Raw genomic sequence first — 15,640 nt, 5'->3', positions numbered from 1 at the left:
GATCTCCTCGGTCGGAGACGACGAGAGGGCGCCGGAAGCACCCATCCGGCGCCCTCGCGCGTGCCTGCACATGCCGGCCAGAACTTCCCGCCGCGCATCAGCTGCCGGACCGCGGAATAGAATGACTCGCTGATCGCGAGTCCTCAGTCGTCTGCGAGGTTTACCCCAACGTGTTGACGTTCATTACGCGCCGCCTTCTGGCCGGCATAGCCACGCTGTTCGTGGCCATCTTCCTGATGTACCTCCTGGTCGATCTCGCGATCGATCCTCTTGCCGACCTGCGTGAGTACAAGGGTGCGGACAAGGCAGCGCGCATCGCCGCGCGCGAGGACATGCTCAACCTCGACACGAACGTCGTGGTGCGATTCTTCCAGTGGCTCGGCCACGTCTTCCAGGGAGACTTCGGCATCGCCTGGCGTTCCGGCCAGGACGTCGGAACCCTGGTGTCGCACGCGATCGGCTCCACCCTGCAGCTCGTGACGGCCGCCACGGTCCTGTCGCTGGTCCTCGGTGTCGCGGTCGGTATCGTCAGCGCACTGCGCCAGTACGCGACGTTCGACTACCTGATCATCTTCCTGTCGTTCCTGCTCTACTCGTTGCCCTCGTTCTGGGTCGCGGTGCTGCTCAAGCAGTGGGGAGCGATCGGCTTCAACGACTTCCTCGAGGACCCGACGCTCTCGATCCCGGTGCTGATCGGTGTCGCGGCGCTCATGGGCCTGCTGTGGGTCCTGGCGATCGGCGGCTCGGTCGCGCGCAGGGCACAGACCTTCGCTCTCGCCTTCGCGGCCACGCTCGGAGTCATGCTCTACGTCCAGCTCACGGACTGGTGGGCCGACCCGCAGCTGGGCCCGGTGCTGATCGCCATCACCGGTGTCGGCTTCGCGTTCGCCCTGACGGCGGTCTCCGCGGGCCTGCGCAACCGTCGTGCCCTGTACACGGCCCTCGCGACCGTGGCCATCGGCGTCGCCCTCTACTACCCGCTCCAGGGCTTCTTCAACTCGGTCGCCCCGAGCCACCTCATGATGTTCGGCCTCGCGCTCGTCGCGATCGGCGTGGGCGTCCTGGTCGGCTTCCTGTTCCGCGGTCCCGACTGGGGAGTCTCCGCACGGACCGGCGGGATCACGGCGTTCGTGGTCGCTGCCATGATCTACATCGACCGCGTCATGCAGGTCTGGCCCGCGTACGTCAACTCGAACGCGATCAACGGCCGCCCCATCGCGACGTTCGGTGACCGGACCCCGAACCTCGGCGGGAACTACTGGGTGCAGGTCCTCGACCAGTACACCCACCTGCTGCTGCCGACCCTGACGCTGATCCTGGTCGCCTTCGCGGGCTACACGCGCTACTCGCGCTCGAGCATGCTCGAGGTCATGAGCCAGGACTACATCCGCACGGCTCGTGCCAAGGGGCTGAGCGAGCGCACCGTCATCATGCGCCACGGCTTCCGCAACTCGCTGATCCCGCTCGCGACGATCGTCCCGATCGACGTCATCACCCTCATCGGTGGTGCGGTCGTCACGGAGCGGATCTTCAACCGGCCGGGCATGGGCGCGCTCTTCCTCAACTCGCTCCAGGAGGCCGAGATCGAGCCGGTCATGGCCTACCTCCTGATCACCGCTGCGCTCGCGATCATCGCCAACATCGTGGCGGACCTGATCTACGCTGCCCTCGACCCACGAATTCGGGTGAACGCATGAGTACCCCTCAGAACCCCCAGAACGGCGACGACTCGGTCACCATCGAGAACGCGATCGAGCTCAAGGACGTCGAAGGCCTGTCCCAGGGGCAGATCGTCCGCAGCCGGTTCTTCCGGCACAAGGGCGCCATGCTCGGGCTCGCGGTCCTGATCCTCGTCGTGCTGCTCGCCTTCACCTCGGTGGGCTTCGGCCCGGTGCCGGGCTGGTGGCCGCAGGGTGCGGGGTCGGGCAAGGTCATCAACGCGGGCGGCGCACCCACGCTGAGCATGCCCACCTGGCTCGGCGGGTCCGGCTTCGCCATCGGCGAGCACCCGTTCGGTCAGGACGAGAACGGGCACGACATGTTCTACTACGTCATGAAGGGCACCCAGACGTCGCTCGGGGTCATGTTCATCATCGGCACCATCGCGTGCGTGCTGGGCGTCCTGATCGGCTCGTTGTCCGGCTTCTTCCGTGGTCGCACGGACGGCATGCTCATGCGCTTCACGGACCTCGTCATCACGGTCCCCACCATCGTCATCGGTGCCGTGATCGGCAAGATGGCGGGCTCTCTCAGCGCGGCGATCTTCGGTGCGGCGCTCGGTATGATCCTCTGGCCGAGCCTGGCGCGCCTGGTGCGCGGGGAGTTCCTGAGCCTGCGCGAGCGGGAGTTCGTCGACGCCGCGCGCGTCGCCGGTGCATCCAACACGCGCATCATCTTCAAGCACATCCTGCCGAACGCGATCGGTGTCATCATCGTCGCGACGACGCTGCTCATGAGCTCGGCCATCCTGCTCGAGACCGCGCTGAGCTACCTGGGGTTCGGGATCGTCCGGCCCGACATCTCGCTCGGCCAGCTCATCAGCCAGTACCAGTCGTCGTTCGCGACGCGTCCCTGGCTGTTCTGGTGGCCCGGTCTGTTCATCGTCGTGATCGCGCTGTGCATCAACTTCATCGGTGACGGGTTGCGCGACGCGTTCGACCCGCGTCAGAAGCGGATCCCCTCGCAGCGGAAGATGGAACGCGCCGCTGGTCGTTCGCACCAGACCACCATCCCGGCGCAGGCCCAGGGTGGCCACGCGGGCCTGGGCGGCGGGAGCTGACATGACCGGCCTCACGTCACCGGTACCGACGACTCCCCTCGGGGCGCCGTCGGTACCGGTGGCGTGCTCAGCCGAGCTGCGGGGCGAGCACCCCGAGGGCCGTGAGCACCACGAGGCCGGCGACGGTCGCGACGTGCCACGTCGTGCGGGGCGTGAGTCCGTGGTCGTGGCCGTCGAGGTGTCCCGCAGAGCGCAGCGCCTCGTAGCGTTCCCCGATCACCAGCGCTGCGGCGTCGGCGTTGGCCCCGCTGACCAGGCGGTCACCGACCATGCCCCTGGCGGGGTCCACCGTGCGGGGGTTGCGCAGCCTCGCCACGGAGCCGCTGCTGGCAGGTGCGGCCCACGCCGTGAAGGTGCCGCTCGTCGTCGTCACCTTGAGTGCGAGGTGCGCGTCCACGCTCCGGAAGGTGGGCCAGGGGACCTGCACGGTGCGCAGCACGTTGCGCAGCACGATCTCGCCGTCGCTCACCTGGACCTCGGGGTACCAGAAGAGCGCCCAGACGACCAGCAGCGCGAGCAGCGGCCACGCGCCGTAGCGCAGTACTTCTTCGACGCCCCCCGACGTCGCGAGGCTGACCAGGGTGACGAGCGCGACCAGCGCTGCGGCACCGGTCAGCATCCGGCCGTACGTCGACCTGAAAACGTGTGTGGGTCCCATGGGCCCATACTCCCAGAGATGCAGACACCGACCGGAGCGCTGACCAGCGCCGACGTCCGTCGCATACAGGAAGGATCCTGATACCTGTGGCAATCGAGACAGCACCCCAGGCGGCACCGGCGCCCACCGGCGAACCCGTGCTGACCGTCCGTGACCTCGGCGTCGACTTCTACGTCGACGGCGAGTGGTTCCCGGCCGCGTCCGGCGTCAGCTACGACGTGCACCCGGGCGAGGTGCTCGCGATCGTGGGCGAGTCCGGCTCCGGCAAGACGCAGTCGTCGATGTCCCTCATCGGTCTGCTCCCGCCGAACGGTCGGGCGACCGGCAGCGCGAAGCTGGGTGACCGTGAGCTCATCGGGATGTCGACGAGCAAGCTCCGCCACATCCGTGGCAAGGAGATCTCGGTGATCTTCCAGGAGCCCATGACGGCGCTCAACCCGGTGTACACCGTCGGGTTCCAGATCGTCGAGACGCTGCGCACGCACTTCGACATGGGTCCCAAGGACGCCAGGAAGCGCGCGATCGAGCTGCTCACGCTCGTGGAGATCCCCGAGCCGGAGCGCCGTTTCGACTCCTACCCGCACCAGCTCTCGGGCGGCCAGCGTCAGCGCGCGATGATCGCGCAGGCTCTCGCGTGCGACCCGCGCCTGCTCATCGCCGACGAGCCGACCACGGCCCTCGACGTCACGGTCCAGGCCGAGATCCTCAAGCTCATGCGTGACCTGCGTCACCGCATCGACTCGGGCATCATCCTCATCACGCACGACATGGGCGTCGTCGCCGACATGGCGGACCGCATCCTCGTCATGAAGAACGGCCTGGTCGTGGAGGAGGGCACGGCGGCGCAGATCTTCTCCGCGCCCCAGCACCCCTACACGCAGCGGCTGCTCGACGCGGTCCCGCACCTGGGCACCGCTCGCGCCGAGGTCACCGAGCCGGTCCAGCCCGTCGTGGACCAGCGCCCGGTCGTGCTCGAGGCCAAGGACATGGTCATCGAGTACCCGGGTCGTGGCCGCGCGCCCGGCTTCCGTGCGGTCGACCGGGTCAACCTGACGATCCGCCAGGGCGAGGTCGTCGGCCTCGTGGGTGAGTCCGGCTCGGGCAAGACGACGATCGGCCGTGCGGCGGTGGGGCTGCTGCCCGTCACCGGCGGTGAGCTGTCGATCGTCGGCCAGAACATGGTCGGTGCCCGCTCGCGCGACCTGCGTCCGCTGCGCAACCAGGTCGGGATCGTCTTCCAGGACCCGGGCTCGTCGCTCAACCCGCGTCTGCCGATCGGTGAGTCCATCGGGGAGCCGCTCATGCTCCACAAGGGCATCAAGGGCAAGGCGTTGAGCAACGAGGTCGAGCGCCTGCTCGACCAGGTCGAGCTGCCGCGTGCGATGCGCAACCGTTACCCGCACGAGCTCTCGGGTGGTCAGCGTCAGCGCGTGGGCATCGCCCGGGCGCTCTCGCTCGAGCCCAAGCTCCTGGTCGCGGACGAGCCCACGTCGGCGCTCGACGTGTCGGTCCAGGCCAAGGTGCTCGACCTCTTCCAGGACCTGCAGCGCGAGCACGGCTTCGCCTGCCTGTTCATCTCGCACGACCTCGCGGTCGTCGAGATCCTGTCCGACCGGATCGCGGTGATGCACCACGGCAAGCTGGTCGAGGTCGGGGACACGGCGCAGGTCGTCAACTCCCCGCGCGACGACTACACGCGCCGTCTGCTCGCCGCGGTCCCCGTGCCGGACCCGGAGCAGCAGCGCGTGCGCCGCGAGGCCCGCGACCTCCTGCTCGTCAACGAGGCCAAGGACATCGCCCGGGACGAGTCGAGCGAGGTCGACGCGCTCCACCGTTCGCAGCTCGACCGTCGCGAGAACATCGAGGGCGACCGCATCCCGCAGCAGCCCTGACCTCCCGCAGCGCGGGTGAGATGCCCGACGACGGCGCGTGCCGTCGTCGGGCATCTTGCGTGGTGGCCGGGCGAGGGACGGGTGTGACGGAGCACCCTCTCCACGCACTGGCTCGCACCCGGTAAGATAGCCGTGCCCGGACGACGGCGCGCGCGTGCTCTGCGCGGGCGGCGCCCGTCTGCTGGCCACCAACTCCGGGGCGGAAACCTCCGTCGCTCGCTCCTCTCCCGAAATGAGTTCTGTATGTCTGTGCGCTCTGACCTGCGCAACGTGGCGATCGTCGCCCACGTCGACCACGGCAAGACGACCCTGGTCGACGCGATGCTGCACCAGTCCGGCGCGTTCGGCGCGCACGCGCACGTCGACGAGCGGGCCATGGACTCCGGTGACCTGGAGCGCGAGAAGGGCATCACGATCCTCGCGAAGAACACCGCCGTGCGCTACGCCGGTCCGGCGGCCGCCGCGGCGGGGCACCCCGAGGGCATCACGATCAACGTGATCGACACCCCGGGCCACGCCGACTTCGGTGGTGAGGTCGAGCGCGGCCTGTCCATGGTCGACGGCGTCGTGCTGCTCGTCGACGCGTCCGAGGGCCCGCTGCCCCAGACGCGCTTCGTGCTGCGCAAGGCGCTCGCCGCGAAGCTGCCCGTCATCATCGTGGTCAACAAGGTCGACCGCCCTGATGCGCGCATCACCGACGTCGTCGCCGAGGCCACCGACCTGCTGCTGGGCCTCGCGGGCGACCTCGCGGACGAGGTCCCCGACCTCGACCTCGACGCGATCCTCGACGTGCCCGTCGTGTACGCGGCCGCCAAGCTGCGCCGTGCGTCCAAGAACCAGCCCGAGGACGGCGGCGTCCCCGACTCCGAGGACCTCGAGCCCCTGTTCGAGACCATCCTCGAGAAGATCCCCGCGCCGACGTACGAGGAGGGCGCGCCCCTCCAGGCCCACGTCACCAACCTCGACGCGTCGCCGTTCCTGGGCCGCCTCGCGCTGCTGCGCATCTTCAACGGCACGATCCACAAGGGCCAGACGGTCGCGTGGGCGCGTCACGACGGCACCATGCAGAACGTCAAGATCACCGAGCTCCTCGAGACCAAGGCGCTCGACCGCGTGCCGACCGACTCGGCCGGCCCCGGTGACATCGTCGCGGTCGCGGGCATCGAGGACATCACCATCGGTGAGACCCTCACGGACCCCGACGACCCGCGTCCGCTGCCGCTCATCACGGTCGACGACCCGGCGATCTCGATGACGATCGGTATCAACACCTCCCCGCTCGCGGGCAAGGGTGGCAAGGGGCACAAGGTCACGGCCCGTCAGGTCAAGGACCGCCTCGACAAGGAGCTCATCGGCAACGTGTCGCTGCGCGTCCTGCCGACCGAGCGCCCCGACGCCTGGGAGGTCCAGGGCCGTGGTGAGCTCGCTCTCGCGATCCTCGTCGAGCAGATGCGACGCGAGGGCTTCGAGCTGACCGTGGGCAAGCCGCAGGTGGTCACCAAGGTGATCGACGGCAAGAAGTGCGAGCCCATGGAGCGCATGACGATCGACGTGCCCGAGGAGTACCTGGGCAACGTCACGCAGCTCCTCGCGCAGCGCAAGGGCCGCATGGAGACCATGTCGAACCACGGCACGGGCTGGGTCCGCATGGAGTTCGTCGTCCCGGCGCGTGGCCTCATCGGCTTCCGCACCCGCTTCCTCACGGACACGCGCGGAACCGGTATCGCGGCCTCCATCGCGGAGGGCTACGAGCCGTGGGCGGGCCCCATCGAGACCCGCGTCAACGGCTCGCTCGTCGCGGACCGCGCAGGCGTCGTGACGCCGTTCGCGATGATCAACCTGCAGGAGCGCGGCTCCTTCTTCGTCGACCCCACGCAGGAGGTCTACGAGGGCATGATCGTCGGCGAGAACTCGCGCAACGAGGACATGGACGTCAACATCACGAAGGAGAAGAAGCTCACGAACATGCGTGCAGCCTCTTCCGACACCTTCGAGAACCTCACGCCCCCGAAGCACCTGACGCTCGAGGAGTCGCTCGAGTTCGCCCGCGAGGACGAGTGCGTCGAGGTCACCCCCGAGGTCGTGCGCATCCGCAAGGTCATCCTCGACCAGACCGAGCGCGCCCGCGCGTTCTCCCGCGCGAAGAAGTCCTGACCACCTCAGGACGGCACCACCGCTGAGCGTGCAGCCCGTGCCGCCGGTCCTCGTGACCGGCGGTGCGGGCTCCGCACTACCCGCCCCTGTGGAGGATGTATGAGGTCCGAGCCGGTCCGGCCCCGCGGCGGGCTGCTCGCGGTGCACGCCCACCCCGACGACGAGACCCTCGCGACCGGCGCGCTGCTGGCGACGTGGGCGGCGTCGGGCGAGGCCGTGACGCTCGTGACGTGCACGCGCGGCGAGCAGGGCGAGGTGATCGGCACGGAGCTCGCGCACCTCGAGGGTGACGGCCCGGCCCTCGCGGCGCACCGGGAGGGCGAGCTCACCGCGGCGCTGGGGCGCCTGGGGGTGTCCGACCACGTGTTCCTCGACCAGGTCGAGCCCGACGAGAGCACCGAGGACGCGGGCGCGCGCGTGCCCGTCGTGTTCCGCGACTCGGGCATGGCGTGGGCCGCGCCGGGCATCGCACGGGCCGCGGCCGAGGCCGACCTCCCGGACGGCGCGCTCGTCGCCGTCCCGCTCGACGACGCCGCGCACCGCCTCGCGCGCGTCCTGCGCGAGCGGCGGCCCCGGGTCGTCGTGACGTACGAGCCGTCGGGCGGCTACGGGCACCCGGACCACGTCCGAGCGCACGAGATCACGGTCCGCGCGATCGCGCTCGCCGCCCGCGGTGAGCAGGTCCCCGTGCCCGACGGCGCCTCACCGGCCGGCGTGCGGGTAGCCGAGGGCGACGCGCAGGATCAGGGGCCCGAGCTGTGGCAGTCGGTCGTGCCTGCTGCGGTGGCGCGCGCCGCGCGTCGCGAGCTGGCCGGCCTGGCGGGTGTCCGCACCCTGCTCGCCGAGCACCCCGACCTCACCCTGCCGGACCCGCACGAGGACCTGCCTCCCGTGGCGAAGGACTCCCTCGAGAGCGTCGTCGTCGTGGAGGTGGCGCCCGTGCTCGACGCCGTGGTCGGGGCTCTGCGCGCGCACGCGACACAGGTCCAGCACGTCGGGACCGTGCCCGTGGACGCCAGGGACGACGCCGCACCGTCCGAGGGGCCCGATGGCGTCCTCGGGTGGTACGCGTTGAGCAACGACGTCCTCGCCGCCCTTCCTTCACGTGAGTTCTACACCGTGACCCCGGAGTCTGCGGGACCTCCCCGCAGGTTCACGGGAAATGATCAGACAGGACCAGTAGCGTGGACACAGTGAAGAACACCGGGGCACGTACGATCGGGCGTGCGCTGCTGTGCGTCGCGCTCGGCCTCGTGGTGGGAGCCGTGGGCACCGTGATGCACCGTGTCGTGGTGACGGACCACCTGCTGCCCGTCGGGATCGTCGTGGCGCTGCTCGCGGTCCTCGCCGGGGCAGTGCTCGCACGGGCCTGGACGGGCTGGGCGGGAGTCGTCGGCTACGGGATCGGCTGGGTCGTGGCGGTGCAGGTTCTCGCATCCGAGGGGCCGGGCGGCGACCTGCTGGTGCCGAACCAGACCGTCGGGCTCGTGTGGGTCTACGGCGGGATGGCCGTCATCGCGATCGCGGCCTTCCTGCCGTGGTCGTGGTTCAGCGACCAGCCGGTGCGGTCGGGGGCCACTCGCCACCCGACAGCGCAGATCGTCACCGGATCTTCACGCCGGACACCGACCGGACAGATCGGTACGGACGCATAGAATTGCCCCTCGCGGGCAGTCCGCACCACCCTCCTTCGTCGCGGCCTTCGCCGCGCGCCAGAATCGTCACGGAGACAGTCGATGGGCCACCCGACCGAGCGTGAGAACGCGCAGGAACCGAGCACGAGCGACGAGGTGTCGACCCCGGAGCAGCCGACCGACGTCGTTCCACCCGAGAGCACCGCGCCGGGAGCTCCGGACGAGTCGGTCGAGGTAGCGCCCGCCGAGTCGGCAGCGCCCGCCGAGGCCGGAGCGGGCCGGACCGACGGGGTCGATGACGCGGGCACGGCGGTCGACGTTGCACCGAGCGAGCACGTGCCGGGGCCGGCCGAGGAACCGGCCCCTGCGGCCGCGCCGCCTGCCGAGACGGTTGCGCCGACGCTGCGACGCCCGCTGAGCCGGTTGCGCCGAGTGCTGCGACGCCTCGCTGCGACGCCCGCTGAGCCGGTTGCGCCGAGTGCTGCGACGCCTGCTGAGCCGGTCGCGGTGAGTGCGCCGAGTGCTGCGACGCCTGCTGAGCCGGTCGCGGAGAGTGCGCCGAGTGCTGTCACCCCGCCGCCCGAGCCCCGCCATCCCCGTTTCGACGACGGCGACGACGTGCCGTACTCGCCTCGTGTCTTCGCCTTCGAGGAGCCGGTGGCCTCCAGCACCGACGCGCCCGAGGCGCAGACCGCAGACCGCCCGGAAGCCCCCGTCGCACCCGGGCCCCCGGTCCTGGCCGCCCCGCCGACGTCCACCGCCGACGCCCAGCCCACCGTCGACGCCCAGCCCGCCGCTGACGTCCAGCCCGTCGCGGATGCCGGGAGCACGCAGGCCTTGGACCCCGTCGTCGGGCCCGTCGCGCAGGGAGGATCGACGCCTCCTGACTCGCCCTTCGCCCCGGCGGCGTCGGCGTGGACGAGCGCTGCGACGTCGGGCGATGCGACGCCCCCCGCTCAGGAGGCGGCCGCAGGACCGGCACGCACCTCGATCGCGTCGGCGTTCACCCCGGTCGGTGCTCCCGAGGCGGCGTCGACCGCTCCGACGGACGGCGGTTCGCCGCTCGACGGCATCTCTGGCGACAAGGCGCCCAGCCGTCTGCCCAAGGTGGCGTTGTGGGCCGGGATCGGGGTCGTCGTGCTCGGCGGCCTCTACACGGGCGCGCAGTGGTTCTACTCGGACAAGGTCCCACCGGAGACCACCGTGGCGGGCGTGCCCGTGGGGGGCCTCGACACGACGGCGGCCACGGCCGCGCTCCAGAAGGGGCTCGGCGGACGCGCGGCCGAGCCGATCACGCTCCAGGCGGGCACGTCCACGACGACGCTCGATCCGGCCGCAGCCGGTCTCGCGTTCGACGCGCAGGCGACGGCCGACGAGCTCACGTCGTTCTCGATGAGCCCGGTCCAGCTCTGGAAGCACGTCTTCGGGGGCACGGACGAGGAGCCCGTGACGACGGTCGACGACCAGAAGCTCGAGGCCCAGGTCGCCGAGCTCAAGGCCCGGCTGGCGCTCGAACCGGTCGACGGCAACGTCGTGTTCACGGACGGGCAGCCCGTGGCGATGTCGGCGCAGGACGGTGCGGAGATCGTCGAGGACGAGTCGATCGAGATCATCAGCACCGAGTGGCTCACGGGGCCCGACACGCTAGACCTCCCGACGACCCCGGAAGCGCCGGCAGTCACGCAGGAGGAGACGGACGCGGCGCTCGCTCAGGCGCAGAGCGTCGTCTCGGCCCCCGTCACGGTCGCGGTCGGAGGTCAGCAGGCCGAGCTCACGCCTGACGTCCTCGCGTCCGCGGCCGCCTTCAACCCGACGGACGGCGCGCTCCAGCTCACGTTCGACGGCCCGACCCTGCTCGAAGCCGTCGTCGCGGGGACCGACGACCTGCTCGACGAGGCGGCGGACGCGAGGTTCGTCTTCGTCGACGGGGCGCCGGTCATCGAGGGGGGCGAACCGGGCACCACGATCGATCCGGTCGCTCTGAGCTCTGCGGTCACGACGGCAGCGGTCGGCACCGAGCGCACGGCGACGGTCGAGCTCACGCAGTCTGACCCCGCCGAGTCGGTCGCGGCGCTCGAGGCGCTGGGTGTCAAGGAGAAGGTCTCCGAGTTCTCCACGAACCTGACGAGCGACGCGCAGCGCACCGAGAACCTGCGGGTCGGGGCGAGCAAGGTCAACGGCACCCTGGTCAGGCCGGGCGAGACGTTCTCCCTGACGGACGCCCTGTCCCCGATCACGGCGGCCGGCGGCTACTACTCGGCGGGCATCGTGCAGGACGGCAAGCACGTCGAGGGCATCGGTGGCGGTCTGTCGCAGATGGCCACGACGACCTACAACGCCGGCTTCTACGCGGGGCTCGAGGACGTCGAGCACCGTCAGCACAGCTACTGGTTCAGCCGGTACCCCGCCGGTCGCGAGGCGACGATCTTCGTCGGCTCGATCGACATGAAGTTCAAGAACAACACGCCCTACGGTGTGCTCCTGCAGTCCTGGATCGGCGGTGGCAAGCTCCACGTGGCGATCTGGAGCACGAAGTACTGGACCGTGGAGGAGTCCTCGAGCGGCAAGCAGAACGTGGTCGAGCCGACCACGGTCACGCACTCGGGACCGGACTGCGTGCCCCAGGCCAAGGGGAACGCGGGCTTCTCGATCACGACGTACCGCAAGCTCCTGCTCGAGGGGAAGGTCGTCAAGGAGGAGTCGGACCGGTGGACGTACAAGCCGGACAACCAGGTCGTGTGCGAGCCCTGAGGTCGCACTGACGGTCCTGCGCCGGTACGTACCGGAGCGAGGTGAGCGGGTCGAGACCGACGGGTCTCGGCCCGCTCCGCCGTTCCGGGGCGGGGCGGCCGGCCGGCGGGTCACGGCGTCTCAGGGGACTCGCGCGCCCCGTCGGTCTCGGGGTGCCGCCGCTACACTGCTCGTCGGACGCTGACAGGCGCCGCGCACGCGCGGCCACCGTGAGAGGGGCGAGGACACTCGATGCTCGGACGTAGTGAACGCGAGTCGGGGGCCCACGCACGGCTCGCCGCACAGATCGCGAAGTGGCACGGCGCGGACGGGTGGCCTGCGGGCACGGGGGCGGACGACCTGCTGGACCTCGGGTCGACCTCGACGACGCTCGCGACGGTCGCGAGCATCGACGACCTGGCGGCGGTCGTGCACATCGGTCACCCGGCGCAGCCGTCCCACGACCTCGAGCGTGCGTTGCTCGCGGCGGCGCCGTCGCTGGTCATCACGTCGGCGGTCGCGGTGCCCGCGCAGTGGGTGTGGGCGGGGCGCCCGGGGCAGTCCACGGGGAGCGTCGTCGTCGACGAGGCGGGCATGCGTGACTGCCGCCATGTCCTGCGGACGCTGGGGGCGAACCCTCGCCTGGTCCCGTCACGGACCGCGCTCGACGAGAGGATCGCCCTGGCGGGGCCCAGCGGGACGCTCGTCGTCGAGCGCTCGGAGATCCCGGCCGGGTGGGAGGAGATCCCGGGCAGCGCGCGCCTGAGCGAGGGCGCGCCGATCTGGTACGGCCTGGTCGAGGCGCGTCGTCCCGCACCGGAGTTCGCGGGGGAGGCGCAGGTCTGGTTCGCGTTCGGCCCGCGCGACGACCACCGCGGCTCGCTCCAGCAGACGCTCTCGGTCATCGCGGAGAGCGGGATCGACATGCAGCACCTGCGCAGCCACCGTTCGTCGGCGGGCCCGCACATCTTCTTCTCGTCGTTCTCGTGCCCGGACGTCTCGGTCCTGACCGGGCTCATCGCCGAGCTGTCCTCGCGCGACGTCGCCCACCGGGTGCTCGCGGTCCTCCCGGGCCGGGAGTTCGTCCCGGGGCCTGACGCCCTGGCACCGCAGTGGGCGCCGGAGCACGTGGGCTCGTGACGAGGGTCGCCTACCTCGGGCCGGAGGGTACGTTCACGCACCAGGCGGCGGTCCGGTGGGTGCGCGCGCAGGCAGCCGCGGGAGCAGTCCCGACGACGTCGCTCACCCCGGGGGGTGGCGGTGCGGACGGCGGTGCGGACGGCGGTGCGGACGGCGGTGCGGACGTCGAGCTCGTCCCGGCGTCGACCGTGACCGACGTCTACGCGGGGGTCGCCTCGGGCGAGTTCGACCACGGCATCGTGGCGATCGAGAGCTCGGTCGAGGGGTACGTGGTCCCGTCGCTCGACGCGATCGTGGGCAGCGAGGACGTCGTGGCGGTCGACGAGGTGGTCCTGGAGATCACGTTCGACGCGTTCGTCCGCCCGGGGCACGGCGCGCTGACCGAGGTCACGGCCCATCCGCACGGTCTGGCCCAGTGCCAGGACTTCGTGGTGCGCTCGGGGGCCGTCCCCGTCCCGTCGTCGTCCAACGCGGCGGCGTGCCGTGACGCGACCGAGCACCAGATCGCGATCGGTCCTGCGATCTGCGGCGAGCTGTACGGGCTCGACCTGCTCGAGGCCGGGGTCGAGGACTTCCGCGGCGCACGGACGAGGTTCCTGGCGATCGTCCGACGCGACCGGGCCCAGGCGGCGCTCGCCGCCGCGCGGGTCGTCGGGGCGGACGCGCAGTGGCGCACCATGCTCGCGCTGACACCGCACGTCACGGGGCCAGGTGTGCTGGCGAGGATCACGCAGGCGTTCGGCGCGGGGGGCGTGAACCTGTCGAGCCTCATCACTCGCCCGCTCAAGGCGCTCGAGGGGAAGTACGTGTTCGTCCTGACGGTCGATGCCGCGCCCTGGGAGCCCGCGGTGCGCGAGGTCCTCGACGGGTTGCTCGGGGCGGGGGACTCGGTCAAGACGCTGGGGGTCTTCCCTGCGCGCGGGGAGCTCGACGAGGCGCTGTCCTCGGACCACGTCCCGGTGGGGTCGGTCCGGGCGGGCGCTTCGGCGGACGAGCTCCGCAGGGGGCTGCTGTGGGGTTGAGGCGCGACGACGACGCGCGCCGTGGCGGCCCCACGACGGTCGCCGTCCTGGGTCTCGGGCTCATCGGCGGCTCCCTGGCCCGGCGCCTGGCTCGCCAGGGCGTGACGGTCACGGGCTACGACTCGTCGGTGGAGACGCGGGCGCTGGCTGCGGACGCCGGGATCTGGGTGGTCGAGGACGTCGAGTCGTTGTGCGCGTCGGCCCCGGACGTCCTGGTCCTCGCGGTCCCGCTGCGGGCCATGCGCCCCGTGGCCGGCGAGGTCGCGCGGCACCTGCCCGCGACGACCGTGGTCACGGACGTCGGGTCCGTCAAGGGGCCTGTGCGTGAGGTCCTGGAGGGGTGCGGTCTGGGGGACCGGTACGTCGGCGCGCACCCCATGGCGGGGACCGAGGAGTCGGGGTTCGCTGCGTCGTCGGCGGGGCTGCTCGACGCCGCCCGCTGGGCCGTCACGGTCACGGACAGGACGCGCCCCGAGCGGCTCGCGACGGTGCTCGCGCTCGTGACGGGCGCGGCGGGCGGTCGCGCCTTCGTGCTGACCGACGACGTGCACGACGAGGCGGCGGCGCTCATCAGCCACGTCCCGCATGCGTTCGCGATCGAGCTGCTCAACCTCGTGTCGGCCGCGCCCGTCCGGGGTGTGGCGCTGGCGCTGGCTGCGGGGAGCTTCCGGGACGGGACCCGCGTGGGGCGGACGGATCCGCGGCGAACAGAGGCCATGCTCACCGAGAACGCCGGCTGGGTCGCTCCGGCGCTCCGGCTCGCGGCGCGTGATCTCGAGGCGCTCGCGACGGCGCTGGAGGAGAACGCGGCCACGACCGGGTTCTTCGACCGGGCCGACGACGTCCGGGCGACGTGGCAGCCTCAGGGGGCGGCCGCGGTCGCGCCCGTGCCCGACGGGTCTCGGGGTGGCGTGGGCGCTGCGGGGACGGAACGGTTGTCGGTCGACCTCGGAGGACCGGAGTGGTTCACCGAGCTCGTCGAGCTCTCCGTCGCGGGGTGGGCCGTCGTCGCCGTGCACGGCGACATGGTGGAGCTCGCGCGTGAGGGCGACGGGGGCTCGGGGCGCCCGTCGCGCTGATCGAGGTGGTCGCGATCGCGGCGCCCGTCCGGTCCTGGGACGGTCAGTCGATCGGCTGGCGCGGCAGCCTGCGCGGCGGCCGGGGCGGGATCTGCTTGGCGGCCACGAGCTGCTCGGCGGGGATCGTCACCTCGACCGACTCGTGCGAGCCGCCCGCGTCGGTGCGCAGGGTGATCGAGGAGCCGGGGGAGACCGACAGGACGATCCCGATCACGTCGGTCACCGACCTCCCCTCCCCGGTCGCGGGGTCCTGGGTGGCGCGCGCCTCGTCCGGCGTGAGCCGTCGGCGGACCACGACACGGGCGCCAGGGGGCCACGCGACCCACTGCGGGTCGAGCGCCGGGCGCGGGGTGGAACTCATGGTCGTGCTCACGCTCTCTTCGTCCGCCGATGGCCGGGATGCCCCGTTCCTGAGCGATACTAGGGGGAAGTGCTCGGTGCAGCAGGTGAAAGGGAACCTCCGACGTGACGTACGTGATTGCTCAGCCTTGTGTGGACGTGAAGGACAAGGCGTGCATCGAGGAGTGTCCGGTGGACTGCATCTATGAGGGC

General features: G+C 71.3%; 12 protein-coding genes and 1 pseudogene. 11 read left to right on the top strand and 2 right to left on the bottom strand.

The window, feature by feature from the left end; translation table 11 throughout:
* Positions 1 to 170: 170 nt before the first annotated feature.
* Entirely contained in the window at positions 171 to 1,697 is a 1,527-nt protein-coding gene (locus tag IE95_RS0113300; protein WP_030152105.1) for an ABC transporter permease, read from the top strand.
* Positions 1,694 to 2,779, top strand: a complete 1,086-nt coding sequence (locus tag IE95_RS0113295) for an ABC transporter permease (protein ID WP_030152104.1) — start codon at positions 1,694 to 1,696, stop codon at positions 2,777 to 2,779. The genes IE95_RS0113300 and IE95_RS0113295 overlap by 4 nt, the downstream gene beginning before the upstream one ends.
* Positions 2,780 to 2,846: 67 nt before the next feature.
* Here the strand turns inward: IE95_RS0113295 and IE95_RS19685 are convergent, their stop codons facing one another.
* Entirely contained in the window at positions 2,847 to 3,437 is a 591-nt protein-coding gene (locus IE95_RS19685; RefSeq protein WP_129429484.1) for a PH domain-containing protein, read from the bottom strand.
* Between the two features lie 86 nt (positions 3,438 to 3,523).
* On the opposite strand from IE95_RS19685, the gene IE95_RS0113285 reads away from it, so the two are divergent.
* The 8 genes from IE95_RS0113285 to IE95_RS19030 all read left to right on the top strand — a co-directional run bounded on the left by IE95_RS0113285 (position 3,524) and on the right by IE95_RS19030 (position 15,088).
* Positions 3,524 to 5,329 (top strand): ABC transporter ATP-binding protein, encoded by a 1,806-nt coding sequence (locus tag IE95_RS0113285; protein ID WP_084690259.1) that lies wholly within the window; start codon positions 3,524 to 3,526, stop codon positions 5,327 to 5,329.
* Between the two features lie 243 nt (positions 5,330 to 5,572).
* On the top strand, positions 5,573 to 7,483 hold the full coding sequence (gene typA, locus IE95_RS0113280; protein ID WP_030152101.1) for a translational GTPase TypA: 1,911 nt from the start codon (positions 5,573 to 5,575) through the stop codon (positions 7,481 to 7,483).
* Between the two features lie 99 nt (positions 7,484 to 7,582).
* Positions 7,583 to 8,680: a PIG-L family deacetylase gene (locus IE95_RS19680; protein WP_051703097.1), complete on the top strand. Its 1,098-nt coding sequence runs from the start codon at positions 7,583 to 7,585 to the stop codon at positions 8,678 to 8,680.
* Positions 8,668 to 9,138 (top strand): DUF6113 family protein, encoded by a 471-nt coding sequence (locus IE95_RS0113270; RefSeq protein ID WP_206053266.1) that lies wholly within the window; start codon positions 8,668 to 8,670, stop codon positions 9,136 to 9,138. The genes IE95_RS19680 and IE95_RS0113270 overlap by 13 nt, the downstream gene beginning before the upstream one ends.
* Before the next feature lie 81 nt (positions 9,139 to 9,219).
* Positions 9,220 to 11,868 carry a VanW family protein gene (locus IE95_RS0113265; RefSeq protein ID WP_084690257.1) on the top strand — a complete coding sequence of 883 codons (2,649 nt, stop codon included), beginning with the start codon at positions 9,220 to 9,222 and terminating at the stop codon, positions 11,866 to 11,868.
* Between the two features lie 231 nt (positions 11,869 to 12,099).
* Positions 12,100 to 12,987 (top strand): ACT domain-containing protein, encoded by an 888-nt coding sequence (locus tag IE95_RS0113260; protein WP_030152097.1) that lies wholly within the window; start codon positions 12,100 to 12,102, stop codon positions 12,985 to 12,987.
* Positions 12,984 to 14,009: a prephenate dehydratase gene (locus IE95_RS0113255; RefSeq protein ID WP_036572039.1), complete on the top strand. Its 1,026-nt coding sequence runs from the start codon at positions 12,984 to 12,986 to the stop codon at positions 14,007 to 14,009. The genes IE95_RS0113260 and IE95_RS0113255 overlap by 4 nt, the downstream gene beginning before the upstream one ends.
* Positions 14,006 to 15,088, top strand: a complete 1,083-nt coding sequence (locus IE95_RS19030) for a prephenate dehydrogenase (protein WP_084690276.1) — start codon at positions 14,006 to 14,008, stop codon at positions 15,086 to 15,088. Before IE95_RS0113255 ends, IE95_RS19030 begins: the two co-directional genes overlap by 4 nt.
* A gap of 43 nt (positions 15,089 to 15,131) precedes the next feature.
* Here IE95_RS19030 and IE95_RS19025 read toward each other — a convergent pair whose 3' ends face one another.
* The gene (locus IE95_RS19025; RefSeq protein ID WP_036572024.1) at positions 15,132 to 15,461 is read right to left on the bottom strand and encodes a DUF6725 family protein; all 330 of its coding nucleotides are present in this window, start codon (positions 15,459 to 15,461) and stop codon (positions 15,132 to 15,134) included.
* A 92-nt stretch (positions 15,462 to 15,553) separates the two neighbouring features.
* Here IE95_RS19025 and IE95_RS19020 point away from each other — a divergent pair.
* A pseudogene (locus IE95_RS19020) lies at positions 15,554 to 15,640 on the top strand (ferredoxin); the annotation flags it as partial.

Source organism: Oerskovia turbata (genome assembly GCF_000718325.1).
GTDB classification, from domain to species: Bacteria; Actinomycetota; Actinomycetes; order Actinomycetales; family Cellulomonadaceae; genus Oerskovia; species Oerskovia turbata.
This window is presented reverse-complemented; position numbering and strand designations above follow the sequence as displayed.